The organism is Kaistia sp. 32K (assembly GCF_016629525.1).
In the GTDB taxonomy this organism is placed as follows: Bacteria; Pseudomonadota; Alphaproteobacteria; order Rhizobiales; family Kaistiaceae; genus Kaistia.
On record NZ_AP024269.1, the window covers coordinates 4,721,786 to 4,737,188 of the forward strand.

Genomic DNA, 15,403 nt, shown 5'->3' on the forward strand with positions numbered 1-15,403 from the left:
GACAGGCGCACTGTTGCTATCAGAATGACGATGTGAATAATCAGATGACAATTCTGATTGCATGTAGACGGCGGCAGCGCCGCCGCCGCGCGCAAGAAAGACCCGCCATTCGCCGCCCCGGCCCGGGGTGACGCGACTTCCATCGCAGAGATCAGGGACGTGCGCCGCACGTCGGGAGCCACACGTGAAGATCACGGACATCCGCGCCTATATCGTCGAGGACGATCACCCGAAATACACCTTCCGCTGGCGCGAGGGCCTCGCCGGCTCCGGCGACGGCACGCCGAAGGGCGAGCGCCCGAAATCGGCGATCCTGCGGATGGATACGGACGAGGGCATCACCGGCGCGATCAAGACCGGCGACGGCGAGGCGATCGCCAGCCTGACCCGCCGGCGGCTCAAGTCGCTGATCGGCGAGAACCCGCTGCTGACCGAGCGGCTCTGGACCAAGATCTGGGAGATCGACCGGATCGAGGAGCTGCACATGCGCGATCTCGGCCTGATCGACCAGCTCGCCTGGGACATCAAGTCGAAGAAGGCGGGACTGCCACTCTATCAGCTGCTCGGCGGCAATTCCGACCGCATCCAGGCCTATGCCTCCACCGTCACCTTCGAGACGATGGACGCCTATGAGCGCCACATCAAGGAATGCATCGACGTCGGCTTCACCGCCTTCAAGCTGCATGCCTGGGGCGACGCGAGAGCGGACGCCAGGCTCTGCCACAATCTGCGCAAATGGACGGGCGATGACGCGACGCTGATGTTCGACGGCTCGGCCGGCTGGGATTTCGTCACCGCGCTCTGGTTCGGCCGCCAGCTCGAAGACGCTGGCTTCCACTGGTACGAGGAGCCGATGCGCGAGTTCGACCTCCGCAGCTACACGAAGCTGACGGAACAGCTCGACATTCCCGTCCTCGCCGCCGAGACCTCGGATGGCTGCCACTGGAACGCCGCGACCTGGATCGACATGGGCGCGCTCGACATGATGCGCACCTCGTCTTTCTACAAGGGCGGCATCACCGGGGCGATGAAGGTGGCGCATCTGGCGGAATCGCACGGGATGCGGGCGCAGGTGCACGGCATGGGCGTCGCCAACGCGCATATCTGCGGCGCGATCCCCAACAACGATTTCTACGAGCAGCTGGTCATGTCGAGCGAGCACATCGCCGGCCTCGCCACAATGGCGGAGCTGCCCATCGTCGACGGCTTCATCACCGTGCCCTCGACACCGGGCCTCGGGCTCGAGCCGGACTGGGCGTATCTGGAGCGCACGGCGCTGGCGATCGTCTGACGGGACAGGGTTGGCCGAGCGCCGCTCCGCCGCTTCGAGCCGTCACTTTCGATCGGACGACTCGGCCCGGCGGCGCTCGGTCTTCTCCCTGCGACGGGCGGACGCGCCATATCGCACCAGGACTCGCGCCAGATTGCTGAACCGTCCGCGATAGAGAAGCTCGACCATCGGCGCGACGCGACGCACGCGCTTTCTCTGCCGACGGGGAAGCTCCGGCGTGATCTCGAGGATGTCGGCCCATGCCTGCTGCATCCGCTGCGGTTCGCCGAAGCGCGACCCGGCAATGAAATCCCCCACCGAAGCGCGGAAGAAACGCGGCGCGACATAGTCCCGGATCCAGTATTGATGCAACCGGGGCTGGTTTGGATAGACTTCGAGAAGCTTGCGGTAGTAGATCATCCGCGACTTCGCCATCCGCGCGCTGAACGAGGTCGACGCGGCGTGAATGCGCCATTGGGTCAGGGGCTCGTCGATATAGACGCTGTGGTAGCCCTTGCGGAACAGGCGCAGGAACAGATCGTCGTCCTCGTAGCCGGCCAGCCGCTCGTCGAACCGGCCGGCTTCGAGAAACGCCTGCCGTTCGATCAGCGACGCGCCCGGCAGGATGAACATGTCCTGCTCCAGGCAATGGCGCAGCGTGACCTTGGGATGATCCGGACAGAAGATGTCGAGGCAGCGATGCGCGACCATCTGGCCGCCGACATCGACATGGTCGAGATTGCCATAGACCAGCGCGAGACGGGCCGGCGGGACTTCCTGCTCGAACGGTCGCCTCAGCACCTCAAGATGATGCGGATACCATATATCGTCCTGATCCAGCAGAGCGATGTGGCTGCTGTGGCATTGATCAATCGCGGCATTTCGCGCTGACGATTGTCCGCCATTCGGCTTGGATATCAGAGTAATCGGCCTGGTCTCGGCCAATTCCCGGACAATATTCGCGCCACCATCGGTCGACCCGTCATCCACGACGATGATTTCGTCAGGTAGACTCGTCTGAGCGAAAACGCTGTCTATTGCCTCCCGAATATATTTCTCGCCATTATAGAGTGGAATGACCGCAGCGATTGTAATTCTCGTCATCTACTCTCTCTCGATAACTGGCAGAAAATTCCATCAACTCGACGATACCACTTGACGCTCAGACAGCGGCCGTCCACCCATGTAATCCGAAGGGTACAACAGCATCCATTTGGTTGACAGGCATATGAAGTTGAAAAAGTTGCGCAAGGTTGTACCGGCCTTTCACATGGTCGACGCCCTGTGGTGCGACCAACATGGCGTCTTCGTGAAAGGGTGGGCGCACGTCTCCGATGTCGCGCCACGCGCCATCCACCTGAAGAGTGGCGCGGCGCGGGTCACGACCACCGAGTTCTCGGATCGACCGGATCTGCTGACCCATTATCCGCGGCTCGATTCAACCCGCTGCGGCTTCGCCCTCTACCTGCCGTGCCCGCCCTTCCGGCCCGTGACGCTGGAGGTGGAAAGCTCCCTTGGCACCGTCGAGATCGACGTCACCGCCCTCCCCCCGGACCATCCGCAGAACGCCATTCCCAACGGGAGCGCGGCCCCGCTGGACCGGTTCGCGGCAGCGATGAAGCAGATCCGCGGCACCGTGCTCGAGATCGGCGCCCGGACGGTCAGCCCGGGCGCGGTTCTGAACGCGTCGCTGTTCGAGCCGGAATGCACGTTCATCGGCTTCGACATTCACGCGGCCCCCGGCGTCGACATCGTCGGCGACGCCCACTTCCTCGGCGACTACGTCGAACCCGCATCCCTCGACGGCGTCCTGTCCTACGCCGTGGTCGAGCATCTCGCCTATCCGTGGCTGCTCGCCGCGGAGATCAACAAGGTGCTGAAGGTCGGCGGGCTGACGATGCACTCCGTGCCGCACTCCTTCCCCCTGCACGAACTGCCCAACGATTTCTGGCGGATGTCGAGCGAGGGATTGAAGGTGCTGCTCTCGCCGAGCCTGGGCTTCGAGGTACTGGCATGCGGCATGGCCGAGCCGGTGCGGATGCTGGTGCAGCCGTCCTTGCGGCAGGGCCCGATGCTGGAGTTCCCGCTGCATGACGGCATGACCGTGTCCTGGATCCTGGCCCGAAAGATTTTCGACCTTCCCGAAGGCGCGGTCGCATGGCCGGTCGCCCGGGAACTCTCCCTGCAACAAGGCATGGCCTATCCGTCCCACACCGACGCCTGAACGATCGCTAGCCCCCCCAAAAACTATCGCTACCCCCCGGAGCGAATGAGACAAAATGAACCTCCGCTTCCCTGATGGCCGGCAGCCGCCGGCAGCCTTCGCGTGTCCTGTCTGCTCCGACCCCGATCCAAAGCCGTTCGTCGCCGCGGTGGATAGTGTCCAGCCGGCGTCGCTGCCCGAGCGGGAACTCCAGCTCTATCGCTGCGATCGCTGCCAGTCGCTGACCTACCACCCCTTTCCGGAGATCGACTACACCCAGCACACCGCGTCCGAACTCACCGTCCGCGACTATGTCGAGTTCAATGGCGCGATCGACCTGGTGGCCAGGAACCTGCTCCGGGTCATTCCTGACGGCAGCGGGACCGGCCGGCTGCTCGACATCGGCTGCGGCTTCGGCTTCGGCATGGACGCCATCCGCAGCATTGCCGGATGGGAGGTCCGGGGCTACGAGCCGTCGCATTACGGGAAGCTCGGACGGGAACAGCTCGGGCTCGATATCGTCAGCGACTTCGCGGCGAAAAACAACGGCTCGAGCGCGCTGTTCGACATCGTCCATTGCTCGGAAGTCATCGAGCACATCAATGACCCCGGCGAATTCGTGGGGATCCTCGCCTCCTATCTGAAAGACGACGGCGTGCTGGTGCTGACGACGCCGGACGCCGCGCGCATCGCGCGGGGAACGGACCCGAGCACCCTGCTCGCCCTCCTGTCGCCGGGCGCCCATACCATCCTCTACAGCGCGGAAGGCCTGGCGCAGGTCCTGCGCAGCGCCGGTTTCGCCCATGTCGAGATCGACCGGAGCGCGGCGAGCATGCTCGTCTACGCCTCACGAGCGCCGCTGCGCTTCCAGCAGCGTTCGCCGCAGGCGGTCGCCGAACGCCTGCACCGGCATCTGCGGGATAGGCTTTCGCGCGCCGCACCGGGCTCCTCGCTGGAAATCGGATTGCGCTATCGCCTCTTCCGCGGCGCGCTGGATGCGGGCGACTATCCGCTCGCCGAGGCGGCCTTCACGCCCAGGCTCGCGGATGCCGCGCCGAGGCTGGACGACATCGAGACGCCGGCGCAGTTCGCGGCGCGCTGGCCGATCTGCATCGCCGCCTCGACCTATTATCTCGGCATGCTGATGCTGCTGCATCGCGGCGATTATCCGGGGGCTGCGCGCCATTTCCGCGCCGCCGCCCGCCTCTGCCAGACCAAGATGACGCTCTCCGCCGCGACGGCCGTGGTCGAGACCGACCTGATCTGGCGGGCCGTCTATCACGAGGCCCTGGCGCTTTCCTATGCGGGGGAACTGCTCCGCGCGCTGGCGCGGCTCGCGAGCTTCGTCGATTTCGGCGGCGAGGCCAGCCCGCCCGTGCCGGCCAATCTCCACGCGCCGGTTCTCGCGCTCCGCAACAAGCTGGCCGAGCTGGGTGACGAGGTCCAGAAAGCAAAAAGGCCACGGAAACCGTGGCCTTTTTGAAGATCCGGTGGGTGACCGGAAGATTGGAGCGGGTGAAGCGATTCGAACGCTCGACCCTAACCTTGGCAAGGTTATGCTCTACCCCTGAGCTACACCCGCATCCGTCCGGCGCGCCGGCATGCGCACCTTATGACCCAAGCCCGGACCGATTGCAAGAGAGCGGCGAGCGGTCCACAGGGCGATCGCCACCGCCATCCGCCGGGCCGGAAAACCGCGGGGAATCCGCGCGGTACGGACGGAACAGCCGGTCGGCGAACCGCTGAGCCGGCACAAAAATCTCGTTAAAAATCACAGATAAACCGAGGTCGCCTCACGTCCAGCCAAGGCAACCGAGACGACAAAAAGCAAAAAGGCCACGGAAACCGTGGCCCTTTTGAGCATCCGGTGGGTGACCGGAAGTATTGGAGCGGGTGAAGCGATTCGAACGCTCGACCCTAACCTTGGCAAGGTTATGCTCTACCCCTGAGCTACACCCGCTTCTCGCCGGCACCGCCAGCGTGGGCACCTTATGACCGAAGCCGGAATTGATTGCAAGAGGGTTTTTCCATCCGATTTGAGCCAGAAAGATGCCATGCCGTTGCCACGATGCGAGACCTTTTTACCGCAGCGCACGCGTCATGCTGTCCCCTCGGGGCGACGCCAGCTGATTTGGAATGGTCAGCCTCAAAAGCCGGTGCTATGCCGCCGTCGAGGGTCAAGCCAGGGGTGGCTGAGATAATGGATCGGGCAGGTTCCCGCGTCGATCCGCATCTCTTGAGGATACCCATGAACAAGCTTCTTCTCGCCGGCGCAGCGCTCCTCGCCCTTACGGGCGCAGCCGCAGCGGCAGATCTCACCTACGAGCCGGCACCGGCGCCGGCCCCCGTCGTGACCGAAGCCGCCTTCGACTGGACCGGCTTCTATGTCGGTGTGCATGGCGGCGCGCTGTTCGGCGACTTCACCGGCGATCTCAATGGACTGAGCAGCACCGGCGGCCTCATCGGCGCGCAGGCGGGCTACAACTACCAGATCGACCATTGGGTGATCGGCGTCGAGACCGACTTCGCCTATTCGTCGCTGAAGGACGTCGCCGAACTGCAGTGGCTCGGCAAGACCACGGCCCGCGCCGGCTACGCCTGGGACAAGTTCCTGGTCTACGCCAAGGGCGGCGTCGCCTATGGCGATCTGAAGTTCGCCGACGAGAGCCAGTGGGCGGTCGGCTGGACGGCAGGCGCCGGCGTCGAATACGCCTTCACTAAGAACCTGACCGCCCGCCTCGAGTACGACTATGTCGACCTCGGCAAGAAGGACATCGGCAACTTCACGCCGGTCGTCAATGGCGGCGCCACCGGTTCCGCGGTCACGGCCGGCCTGAACTTCAAGTTCTGATCGGTTTCGACGGAATGCCCTGGAAAGCCCGGCCTCGCGCCGGGCTTTCCTTTGTCCGGCCTCGGCAATCTCGCTTGCCCGCCCGGCGCCGGCATGCTTCATCTCGGCGTTCCGCAAGGGGATGAAGATGACGGCGACGCAGGACGACCTTTTCCGCTTTCTCGACGAACTCGGCATCGAGACGACAACGGTGGAGCACCCGCCGCTCTTCACCGTGGAGCAGTCGCAGGGCCTGCGCGGCGCGATCGCCGGCCGGCACAGCAAGAATCTGTTCCTGAAAGACAAGAAGGGCGCGATCTTCCTCGTCGTCGCCGAGGAGGACGCCGCGATCGACCTGAAGCGGCTGCATGAACGGATCGGCGCCTCCGGTCGCCTCTCCTTCGGCTCGGCCGAGCTGATGCAGGAATTGCTCGGCGTGACACCCGGCTCGGTCACGCCCTTCGGCGTTCTGAACGACCGCGAGGCGCGGGTCCAGGTGGTGCTGGACGACGCGCTGGCGGCGCCCGGCCCGGTCAATTTCCACCCGCTCGTCAACACCGCGACGACGACGATCGCCGCCCCCGACCTGGTCGCTTTCCTGCGCGCGACCGGCCATGAGCCGCTTTTGCTGTCCTTTTCGCCCGCATCCGCCAGTCCGGATTTGTAAAATCGGGTTCGAAGCGCCATCTTCTCCCCCGACATGCCGGCGCGAGAGCCGGTTCCGCGACGATTGAGGCAATCCTTATGAACCAGCCCAGCTTCAGCATCGGCGACACCGCCGCGACCTCGGCGAATGGCGCCGAGGCGCTGATCAAGGAAACGACGACCAACAACTTCGCCAAGGACGTGCTGGACGAATCCCGCCGGCAGCCGGTGCTGGTCGACTTCTGGGCGCCCTGGTGCGGCCCGTGCAAGCAGCTGACGCCGGTGATCGAGAAGGTCGTGCAGAACGCGCGCGGCACGGTGAAGCTCGTCAAGATGAACATCGACGACCACCCGCAGATCGCCGGCCAGCTCGGCATCCAGTCGATCCCGGCCGTCATCGCCTTCGTCGACGGCCGCCCGGTCGACGGCTTCATGGGCGCGCTGCCCGAGAGCCAGGTCAAGGAATTCATCGAGCGTGTGGCCGGTCCCGCCGGCGGCGCCGAGCTCGAGGCGGCGCTCGCCGAGGCGGATGCCCGCGTCGAGCAGGGCGATTTCGCGGCGGCGTCGGAAATCTACGCCGCCATCCTCGCCGCCGAACCGGACACGTTCCGCGCGCTGGTCGGCCTGGTGCGCTGCGACGTGGCGACGGGCAATATCGACGCCGCCCGCGAGCTGCTCGATTCGCTTCCCGAGGAGAAGGCGAACGACCCGGCCGTGACCGGGCTGCGCGCCCAGATCGCGCTGGCCGACCAGGTCGCCGATCTCGGCGAGGAAGGCGAGCTCCGCGCGCGGATCGAGAGCAACCCCAAGGACTATGACGCCCGCTTCGAACTGGCGTTGCTGCTCAACGCCAAGGACCAGCGCGAGGACGCCGCCGATCTGCTCCTTGACATTTTCCGGCTGAATCGCAGTTGGGAAGATGACAAGGCCCGCAAGCAGCTCGTGCAGTTTTTCGAGGCGTGGGGCCCGACCGACGAAACGACGCTCTATGGGCGTCGCCGTCTTTCTTCCCTGCTGTTTTCCTGAAGGCGCCATTCGGATGCAGGTAGGCAATGCCACCTATGAAGGCCCGGACGATCTCCCCGATGTGATTCCGGTTTTCCCGCTGCCCGAGGCCTTGTTGCTGCCGCGCGGACAGATGCCGCTCAACATCTTCGAGCCGCGCTACATGGCGATGGTCGATCACGCCATGGCGGGGAACCGCATCATCGGCATGGTGCAGCCGCTCGCCCAGCCGGAATCGGAGGATGGCGGCGAAGCCGGCGAGCTGTTCGCCGTCGGCTGCGCCGGCCGCATCACCTCCTATGCCGAGACGGGCGACGGCCGCTACATGATCTGCCTGACCGGCATCAGCCGGTTTCGCATCCTCGAGGAGGTCGAGCCCGAGGAGGGCTTCCGGCGCGCCCGCGTGACGGCGGCGGATTTCACCGCCGACTTCATCGAGGACGCCGGTTCCGAGACCGTCGACCGCACGCATCTCCTCGATACGTTCCGCCTCTATCTCGACGCCAATCATCTGGAAGCGGACTGGGACAGCATCGAGAAGGCGTCGAACGAGACGCTGGTCAACGCGCTGTCGATGATGAGCCCCTATGGCATGGCCGAAAAACAGGCCCTGCTCGAGGCGCCCGACCTGAAGACGCGCTCGGAGACGCTGATCGCGCTGACCGAAGTGTCGCTCGCCCGCCGCAGCGGCGGCGCGCCGTCGCAGCTGCAATAGAACCTTTCATCGTTTCGCCGAAACGATGAAAGGTTCTAACTATTCGTTGGTCGCGTTTTCTTCACGCGAACCGGTATCCACTTCGCTCGAAAACGCTCCGGGAGACAGCCATGGTGCATGTCGAACGACCGGCGAGCCGGATCGACGGCAAGCTCCTGGAGCTGCTCGTCTGCCCGCTCACCAAGATGACGCTGGAATACGACCACCAGCGCCAGGAGCTGGTCAGCCGCGCCGCGCGCCTCGCCTACCCGATCCGCGACGGCATCCCTATCCTGCTCCCCGACGAGGCGCGGCCGATCTAAAGGCTGACCTCCGGGCTTTTCGGGTCCGTCGACCGGCTCCGCCATCATCCTGGGGTGCTTCGCGCGAGCGAAGCCTCGAAGGAGGATCCAGCGGAGCACATCGGCTGCTGAAATCCGCCTTCAGGGCGTTCTCTGGACCCTCCTTCGAGGCCCGGCTGCGCCGGGCACCTCAGGATGATGGTCGAGTCCAGGGATGCAAAAAGGTCCCGGGAGGAGCCGAGGCTCTAGGCCTTGCCGAGATGCTTCGGCCAGAATTCCTGATGGACTTCGGCGGCTTCGTCTTCGAGATTGGTCGGGCCGACCACGGTGACGATGCGCGCGCCGGTTTCCAGCACTGCGCGGCTCGGCACGTTCAGCCCGATCCCGGCAATCTCGCCAAGCCGCGCTTCGGAGCACGCAAACACCATGCGCCCGATGCCCGACCAGTAGATCGCCCCGGAGCACATCGCGCACGGCTCGGTGCTGGTGTAGAGCGTGCAGTCGGCGAGAAAAGCCGTGTCGTAGCGCTGCGCCGCCATCTTGATCAGGTTCAACTCGGCATGGTTCGTCATGTCGTGGCCGGTGAAGACGCTGTTTTCGGCACGCAGGATGACGTCGCCCTCCTTGACCAGCACGGAGCCGAACGGTTCGTCGCCGCGGTCCATCGCGGATTTCGACAGGGCAATCGCTTCGCGCAGGAACGGCTCGTGGCTATCCATCAAAGTCTCCCCAAAAAGCTGGCGCAGGAAGCAACCCGGCTGCAGCGCCTAAATCGCCTCGCCGCGCAGCAGGCGCGGGCCGGACGTGCCGACGTCGGAGGCCGTGCCGATAAAGCTTTCCTTCAGGCGCGGCAGCCGGTCGACGAGGCCGAGGCCGACATCGCGAACAATCCGGAGCGCCGGGTTGTCGTTCGAGAACAGCCGCGTCAGACCGTCGGTCATGATGCCCATCTGCACCGTATCGAAGCGGCGCCAGCGCTCGTAGCGCTCGAGAATGTCGAGCGTTCCGGGATCGAGGCCGAGGCGCGCTGCCTCGACCACCGTCTCGGCCAGCGCCGCCGCGTCCTTGAAACCAAGATTGAGGCCCTGCCCCGCGATCGGATGGATCGCATGCGCGGCGTCGCCGACCAGCGCGACGCGCGGCTTGACGAAGGCGCGGGCGAGCTTGAGGCCGATCGGATAGGCGCGGCGCGGACCGACCGGCTCGATCGCGCCGAGCTGATGGCCGAAACGGCGCTCAAGTTCCAACTGGAAAGTGAAATCGTCCGCCCGGACCAGCCGGTCGGCGCTCTCCGTGCTCTCCGACCAGACCAGCGACGAGCGATTGCCCGGCAGCGGCAGGATGGCGAACGGGCCGGCCGGCAGGAAGTGCTCGACCGCGCGGCCGTTATGCGGCCGCTCGTGCTCGACCGTGGTGACGATGCCCGACTGGCCGTAGGACCAGCCGACGGTGCGGATGCCGGCGAGATCGCGCAGGCGCGACCTGGCGCCGTCGGCGGCGACCAGCAGGCGGGCCTTGATCGTCCGGCCGCCGGCGAGCCTTGCCGCGACATGGGACGAATGGGTGACGAAATCGACGACCGATTCGCTGGCGACGAGATTGACGCCGGCGGCCGACGCGGCCTCGGTCAGCGCGCCGACCAGCGCCCCGTTCGGCACCATGTGGGCAAAGGGCTCGCCATCGCCGACCGAGCCGGAAAAGGTCAGGAACACCGGCCGCACCGCGTCGCGCAATTTGCTGTCGGTGACGATCATCTCGGTGATCGGCTGGCTGGTCGCGGCGATCGTCTCCCAGATGCCGAGCTGCTCCAGCATCCGCTTCGCCGCCGCCGCGATCGCCGAGGCGCGGCCGTCGCGCGATCCCGCACCTGCGGGAGCCGGATCGACCACCGTCACGGAAAGCGAGGGGGCGCCCTGCTTCAGGGCCAGAGCCGTGCACAATCCGACATAGCCGCCGCCGGCGATCAGCACGTCGATGACGGGTTCTTCGTGTTCACGCACGCCCATGAGGATCCGTCCCTTCCGGCACTCCGCCGCTTGACTTGACCGGCCATCGGCCGCAACACCAACTCTCGACCCGCCTCCCGCAAGACAAGACCTCAAGACAAGTCCCTGCCCGCATGATCGACGACCTCCTCTCGATACTCGATCTGGAACCGCTGGAACACAATCTGTTCCGGGGTCGCAGCTTTGATCCCGGCTGGCAGCGCGTCTTCGGCGGCCAGGTCATCGGCCAGTCGCTGGTCGCCGCCTCGCGCACCGTCGAGGCTGACCGGCCGGTGCATTCGATGCACTGCTATTTCCTGCGCCTCGGCGATCCCGCAGCCCCGATCGTCTACGAGGTCGAGCGGGTCCGCGACGGCGGCAGCTTCTCGACGCGGCGGGTCGTCGCGATCCAGCACGGCCGCACCATCTTCGTCATGTCGGCCTCCTTCCACATCCGCGAGGAGGGCTTCGACCACCAGATCGCCATGCCGGACGTGCCGCCGCCGGAAGACCTGCCGGTCGACGGGCCGCAGACCGCCGCCCTGCTCGACGGCGCGCCGGAGGGCGTTCGGCGCTATTGGGAGCGGCTCCGGCCGATCGAGCTGCGGCCGGTCGACCTCGAGGGCTATTTTACCCGCGCCGAGCCGCGACTCGGCCACGCGATCTGGCTCCGAGCCAAGACCTCGATCGGCGACGACCCGGTGCTGAACAGCTGCGTCCTCGCCTATGCGTCGGACCTGACGCTGCTCGACACCACCCTGCTCGCGCATGGCCGCTCCGCCTTCGATCCGAGCGTGCAGGTGGCGAGCCTCGACCACGCCATATGGTTCCACCGGCCGTTCCGCATGGACGACTGGCTGCTCTATGTCGAGGACAGCCCCTCGGCCTTCGGCGCGCGCGGCTTCAATCGCGGCAGCCTGTTCGATCGCCGCGGCGTCCTCGTCGCTTCGGTGGCGCAGGAAGGGCTCGTTCGCCCGGTCGAGCCGTCGGCGCACAATTCGCTGGCGCTGACCCGGCCCTCGAAGCCTAATAATTAGGCAAAACCTTCCGATTGACTGCCCAAGAGGCAGAAATTGCGGCCAGACCGGGGCATTGCCTCGGATCGAGGCCGTTCGGCTGACGCGCTTTTGCGCGTTTCGCATTTTTTCCCGACGCCCGCGCTGACTTGGCACGGACCTTGAATGGTCGTTGCCAGCGAACGCCGCCGTGTGGCCGCTCCGGACAAAACCCGGGTCAGTCGCACGGTCCCTGAGCTGCCAGAGAAGGGAATCGGAACACATGCAAATCGTGATGGCGATCATCAAGCCGTTCAAGCTGGACGAGGTCCGCGACGCCCTGACGGCGATCGGCGTCCAGGGCCTGACGGTGACGGAAGTGAAGGGCTACGGCCGCCAGAAGGGCCACACCGAGATCTATCGCGGCGCCGAATACGCGGTCAGCTTCCTGCCGAAGCTGAAGATCGAGGTCGCGGTGGCGTCCGAGGCGGTCGACGCCGTGGTCGAGGCGATCGCCTCCGCCGCCAAGACCGGCCAGATCGGCGACGGCAAGATCTTCGTCTACCAGATCGAACAGGCCGTCCGCATCCGCACCGGCGAGACCGATACCGACGCCCTCTAGCGCTCCCGCCCGCGCCGGGAGGCGCTGACGGATCCGACATCACATCGAACAACCGCCGCGAGAAGGGCGTGTCCCGGGCGCCGGCAGCCGACCCCAGGTCGGTTCGACAGGAGAGGTTCCATGAAGCTTCGAAATGCTCTTTCCCTTGTGGGCGCGGGTGGCGCGCTCCTCGCATCGGCGGTCGTCGCCTTTGCCCAGGACGCCACAGAGCCGGCCGTCCAGGCGACCGACGCGGCCGTTGCCGCCGCCACGCCGACGCTGAACTCCGGCGACACCGCCTGGATGCTGGTCTCGACCATCCTGGTCCTCGCCATGATCGTCCCCGGCGTGGCGCTGTTCTACGGCGGCCTCGTGCGCGCCAAGAACATGCTGTCGGTGCTGATGCAGGTGCTGCTGATCGCCTGCGTCGCGATGATCATCTGGGTCTTCTACGGCTACAGCCTCGCCTTCACCGATGGCGGCGCGCTGATCGGCGGCCTGTCGAAGGCGTTCCTTGCCGGCATCAAGCCGGACACGCTCTCCGGCACGATCCCGGAATATGTCTTCCTGTCGTTCCAGATGACCTTCGCGGCGATCACCGCGACCCTCGTCGTCGGCTCCTTCGCCGAACGCACGAAGTTCGCCGCCGTGATGATGTTCATGGTCCTCTGGATCACCGTGATCTACCTGCCGATCGCCCACTCGGTCTGGCAGTCGACCGGCTGGCTGTTCAAGCGCGGCGCGCTTGATTTCGCCGGCGGCACCGTCGTCCACATCAATGCCGGTATCGCCGGCCTGGTCGGCGCCCTGATCATCGGCAAGCGTGCCGGCCTCGGCAAGGACCTGATGCCGCCCCATTCGCTGACCCTTTCCATGGTCGGCGCCGCCCTGCTCTGGGTCGGCTGGTTCGGCTTCAACGCCGGTTCGGCGCTGACCGCCGGCGCGGTCGCCGGTCTCGCCACGATCAACACCTTCGTCGCGACGGCCGCCGCCGCCATCGGCTGGTCGCTGATCGAATGGGTCGTCCGCGGCAAGCCCTCCATGCTGGGCGCGATCTCGGGCGTCGTCACCGGCCTCGTCGCCGTCACCCCGGCCGCCGGCTTCATCGGCCCTGCCGGCGCCATCGTGCTGGGCTTCATCGCCTCGTTCATCTGCTTCTTCTTCGTCACCACGGTGAAGAACACCTTCGGCTATGACGACAGCCTGGACGTCTTCGGCATCCACGGCGTCGGCGGCATCGTCGGCGCCCTTGCCACCGGCATCCTGGTCAGCCCGTCGCTCGGCGGCGTCGGCGTCACCGACTACCAGATGGGGCACCAGCTCTGGATCCAGGCCGAAGGCGTGCTGTTCACGCTGGTCTGGTCCGGCGTTGGCTCGGCGATCCTCTACAAGATCGTCGACGTCATCGTCGGCCTCCGCGTCCGTCCGGAAGTGGAGAGCGAAGGCCTCGACATCGTCGAGCACGGCGAGCGCGCCTACCACAGCTGATCCGGCCGGGCGCCCCGGCGCCCGACCTTTCCCAAAAACAACACCTTCCCAGAAAAACACTTTCCAGAGACGGCGAGACCCCGGCCCAGCGGCCGGGGTCTTTTTTTCGCCGCACCTCGGGGATGGTTAAAGCCGGCTTAACCAACGGCCGCTTAGGGTCGAATTATCAGTCTTCGAAAACAAGGATCGGCGTCATGCTCGGCCCGACGAGCGCCCGTCAAGCGACCTCTCCCTTTGCCCGCCTGAACGAGCGGCTGGCCGGCGTGGCCCCTGGCCTCCCGCCGATCAACCTGACCATCGGCGAGCCGCAGCATCCCGTGCCCGCCTTCGTGGCGCCGGTGATCGCGGAGAACATCGCGCTGTTCGGACGCTACCCGCCCATGCGCGGCACCGACGCCTTCCGCGGCACCGTCGCCCGCTGGCTCGACCGTCGCTATTCCCTCGCCACCGCCATCGACCCGGAAAGCATGGTGCTGCCGCTGAACGGCTCGCGCGAGGGACTGGTGCTCGCAGCGCTCGCCGCCCGCCAGCGCCGGCCCGAGATCGACCGGCCGGTCGTGCTGCTGCCCAATCCGTTCTACCAGGCCTATGCCGCCGGGGCGGAAGTGGCCGGCGCCGAGATCGTGCTGCTCGACGACGGCGCCGACGGACGCGCCATCCCCGATCTCAGCCGGATCTGCGAGGACGTACTTTCGCGCACCATCGCCCTCTACATCGCGTCGCCGGCCGCGCCCCAGGGCGACGTCGCGACCACAGACGACTGGACGCGGGTCCTGGAGACGGCGCGCCGCTTCGGCTTCATGGTCTTCGCCGACGAATGCTATTCCGAGATCTACCGCGATGTGCCGCCGCCCGGTGTGCTGCAGGCGGCCGACCGGCTCGGCGACGGCTATGCCGGCGTCCTGACCTTCCATTCGCTCTCCAAGCGCTCGAACCTGCCGGGGCTGCGCTGCGGCTTCGTCGCCGGCGACCCGGATTTCCTAGGCGCCTGGATGCGCTTCCGCAACATCGCGGCGCCGCAGGTGCCCGGGCCGATCCAGGCCGTCGCGGTCGCCGCCTATGAGGACGAGAGCCACGTCGCCGAGAACCGGGCGCTCTACAACGCGAAATACGAGGCCGCCGCCGCGATTCTCGGGCCGAACGTGCGGCCGAAGACGCCGGCGGGCGGTTTCTTTCTCTGGCTCGAGGTCGGCGACGGCGAGGATGCGGCGGTGCGGCTCTGGCAGGAAGCCGGCGTCCGCACCATTCCCGGCGCCTATCTGGCGCTGCCGCGCCCCGACGGCTCCAATCCCGGCACGCCCTATATTCGCGTCGCCATGGTTCAGGATCTCGCCACCACCCAGGAAGCGCTCACCCGCATGGCGCGTGTTCTCGGCTAGAAGCGC

General features: G+C 66.2%; 15 protein-coding genes and 2 tRNA genes. 12 read left to right on the top strand and 5 right to left on the bottom strand.

Annotated features, from left to right (window positions below):
• Positions 1-184 precede the first annotated feature (184 nt).
• Entirely contained in the window at positions 185-1,291 is a 1,107-nt protein-coding gene (locus tag K32_RS21760) for an enolase C-terminal domain-like protein (protein ID WP_201401503.1), read from the top strand.
• 42 nt (positions 1,292-1,333) lie between these two features.
• On the opposite strand, the gene K32_RS21765 is transcribed toward K32_RS21760, so the two are convergent.
• Positions 1,334-2,374 carry a glycosyltransferase gene (locus K32_RS21765; protein WP_201401504.1) on the bottom strand — a complete coding sequence of 347 codons (1,041 nt, stop codon included), beginning with the start codon at positions 2,372-2,374 and terminating at the stop codon, positions 1,334-1,336.
• Positions 2,375-2,498: 124 nt separating this feature from the next.
• Here K32_RS21765 and K32_RS21770 point away from each other — a divergent pair, with 124 nt between their 5' ends.
• On the top strand, positions 2,499-3,494 hold the full coding sequence (locus K32_RS21770) for a methyltransferase domain-containing protein (RefSeq protein WP_201401505.1): 996 nt from the start codon (positions 2,499-2,501) through the stop codon (positions 3,492-3,494).
• A 55-nt stretch (positions 3,495-3,549) separates the two neighbouring features.
• Positions 3,550-4,956: a class I SAM-dependent methyltransferase gene (locus K32_RS21775; protein ID WP_201401506.1), complete on the top strand. Its 1,407-nt coding sequence runs from the start codon at positions 3,550-3,552 to the stop codon at positions 4,954-4,956.
• A gap of 24 nt (positions 4,957-4,980) precedes the next feature.
• Here K32_RS21775 and K32_RS21780 read toward each other — a convergent pair.
• A tRNA-Gly gene (locus K32_RS21780) sits at positions 4,981-5,055 on the bottom strand.
• A gap of 303 nt (positions 5,056-5,358) precedes the next feature.
• A tRNA-Gly gene (locus K32_RS21785) sits at positions 5,359-5,433 on the bottom strand.
• Between the two features lie 288 nt (positions 5,434-5,721).
• On the opposite strand from K32_RS21785, the gene K32_RS21790 reads away from it, so the two are divergent.
• The 5 genes from K32_RS21790 to K32_RS21810 all read left to right on the top strand — a co-directional run bounded on the left by K32_RS21790 (position 5,722) and on the right by K32_RS21810 (position 8,970).
• Positions 5,722-6,324 carry an outer membrane protein gene (locus tag K32_RS21790; RefSeq protein ID WP_201401507.1) on the top strand — a complete coding sequence of 201 codons (603 nt, stop codon included), beginning with the start codon at positions 5,722-5,724 and terminating at the stop codon, positions 6,322-6,324.
• Between the two features lie 127 nt (positions 6,325-6,451).
• Positions 6,452-6,970: a prolyl-tRNA synthetase associated domain-containing protein gene (locus tag K32_RS21795; RefSeq protein WP_201401508.1), complete on the top strand. Its 519-nt coding sequence runs from the start codon at positions 6,452-6,454 to the stop codon at positions 6,968-6,970.
• Positions 6,971-7,047: 77 nt separating this feature from the next.
• On the top strand, positions 7,048-7,974 hold the full coding sequence (gene trxA / locus K32_RS21800; RefSeq protein WP_201401509.1) for a thioredoxin: 927 nt from the start codon (positions 7,048-7,050) through the stop codon (positions 7,972-7,974).
• Between the two features lie 13 nt (positions 7,975-7,987).
• On the top strand, positions 7,988-8,668 hold the full coding sequence (locus K32_RS21805; protein ID WP_201401510.1) for an LON peptidase substrate-binding domain-containing protein: 681 nt from the start codon (positions 7,988-7,990) through the stop codon (positions 8,666-8,668).
• Between the two features lie 110 nt (positions 8,669-8,778).
• Positions 8,779-8,970, top strand: a complete 192-nt coding sequence (locus K32_RS21810; protein ID WP_201401511.1) for a Trm112 family protein — start codon at positions 8,779-8,781, stop codon at positions 8,968-8,970.
• Positions 8,971-9,194: 224 nt separating this feature from the next.
• On the opposite strand, the gene K32_RS21815 is transcribed toward K32_RS21810, so the two are convergent.
• Entirely contained in the window at positions 9,195-9,668 is a 474-nt protein-coding gene (locus K32_RS21815) for a nucleoside deaminase (protein WP_201401512.1), read from the bottom strand.
• Positions 9,669-9,716: 48 nt separating this feature from the next.
• Entirely contained in the window at positions 9,717-10,955 is a 1,239-nt protein-coding gene (locus K32_RS21820) for a ubiquinone biosynthesis hydroxylase (RefSeq protein WP_201401513.1), read from the bottom strand.
• 113 nt (positions 10,956-11,068) lie between these two features.
• On the opposite strand from K32_RS21820, the gene tesB reads away from it, so the two are divergent.
• The 4 genes from tesB (at position 11,069) to K32_RS21840 (ending at position 15,397) form a co-directional block, all read left to right on the top strand.
• A complete protein-coding gene (gene tesB, locus K32_RS21825; RefSeq protein ID WP_201401514.1) occupies positions 11,069-11,971 on the top strand; it encodes an acyl-CoA thioesterase II in 903 nt (300 codons plus the stop codon).
• A gap of 241 nt (positions 11,972-12,212) precedes the next feature.
• Entirely contained in the window at positions 12,213-12,551 is a 339-nt protein-coding gene (locus tag K32_RS21830) for a P-II family nitrogen regulator (RefSeq protein ID WP_201401515.1), read from the top strand.
• Between the two features lie 120 nt (positions 12,552-12,671).
• Positions 12,672-14,018: an ammonium transporter gene (locus K32_RS21835; RefSeq protein ID WP_201401516.1), complete on the top strand. Its 1,347-nt coding sequence runs from the start codon at positions 12,672-12,674 to the stop codon at positions 14,016-14,018.
• A 194-nt stretch (positions 14,019-14,212) separates the two neighbouring features.
• Positions 14,213-15,397: an aminotransferase class I/II-fold pyridoxal phosphate-dependent enzyme gene (locus tag K32_RS21840; protein ID WP_201401517.1), complete on the top strand. Its 1,185-nt coding sequence runs from the start codon at positions 14,213-14,215 to the stop codon at positions 15,395-15,397.
• Positions 15,398-15,403: the final 6 nt, after the last annotated feature.

Coding starts and splice junctions, on each gene's coding strand:
- K32_RS21775 (WP_201401506.1), top strand. CDS start 3,550: ATGAACCTCCGCTTCCCTGATGGCCGGCAGCCGCCGGCAGCCTTCGCG.
- tesB (WP_201401514.1), top strand. CDS start 11,069: ATGATCGACGACCTCCTCTCGATACTCGATCTGGAACCGCTGGAACAC.
- K32_RS21765 (WP_201401504.1), bottom strand. CDS start 2,374: ATGACGAGAATTACAATCGCTGCGGTCATTCCACTCTATAATGGCGAG.
- K32_RS21810 (WP_201401511.1), top strand. CDS start 8,779: ATGGTGCATGTCGAACGACCGGCGAGCCGGATCGACGGCAAGCTCCTG.
- K32_RS21770 (WP_201401505.1), top strand. CDS start 2,499: ATGAAGTTGAAAAAGTTGCGCAAGGTTGTACCGGCCTTTCACATGGTC.
- K32_RS21815 (WP_201401512.1), bottom strand. CDS start 9,668: ATGGATAGCCACGAGCCGTTCCTGCGCGAAGCGATTGCCCTGTCGAAA.
- K32_RS21830 (WP_201401515.1), top strand. CDS start 12,213: ATGCAAATCGTGATGGCGATCATCAAGCCGTTCAAGCTGGACGAGGTC.
- K32_RS21795 (WP_201401508.1), top strand. CDS start 6,452: ATGACGGCGACGCAGGACGACCTTTTCCGCTTTCTCGACGAACTCGGC.
- trxA (WP_201401509.1), top strand. CDS start 7,048: ATGAACCAGCCCAGCTTCAGCATCGGCGACACCGCCGCGACCTCGGCG.
- K32_RS21790 (WP_201401507.1), top strand. CDS start 5,722: ATGAACAAGCTTCTTCTCGCCGGCGCAGCGCTCCTCGCCCTTACGGGC.
- K32_RS21820 (WP_201401513.1), bottom strand. CDS start 10,955: ATGGGCGTGCGTGAACACGAAGAACCCGTCATCGACGTGCTGATCGCC.
- K32_RS21805 (WP_201401510.1), top strand. CDS start 7,988: ATGCAGGTAGGCAATGCCACCTATGAAGGCCCGGACGATCTCCCCGAT.
- K32_RS21840 (WP_201401517.1), top strand. CDS start 14,213: ATGCTCGGCCCGACGAGCGCCCGTCAAGCGACCTCTCCCTTTGCCCGC.
- K32_RS21835 (WP_201401516.1), top strand. CDS start 12,672: ATGAAGCTTCGAAATGCTCTTTCCCTTGTGGGCGCGGGTGGCGCGCTC.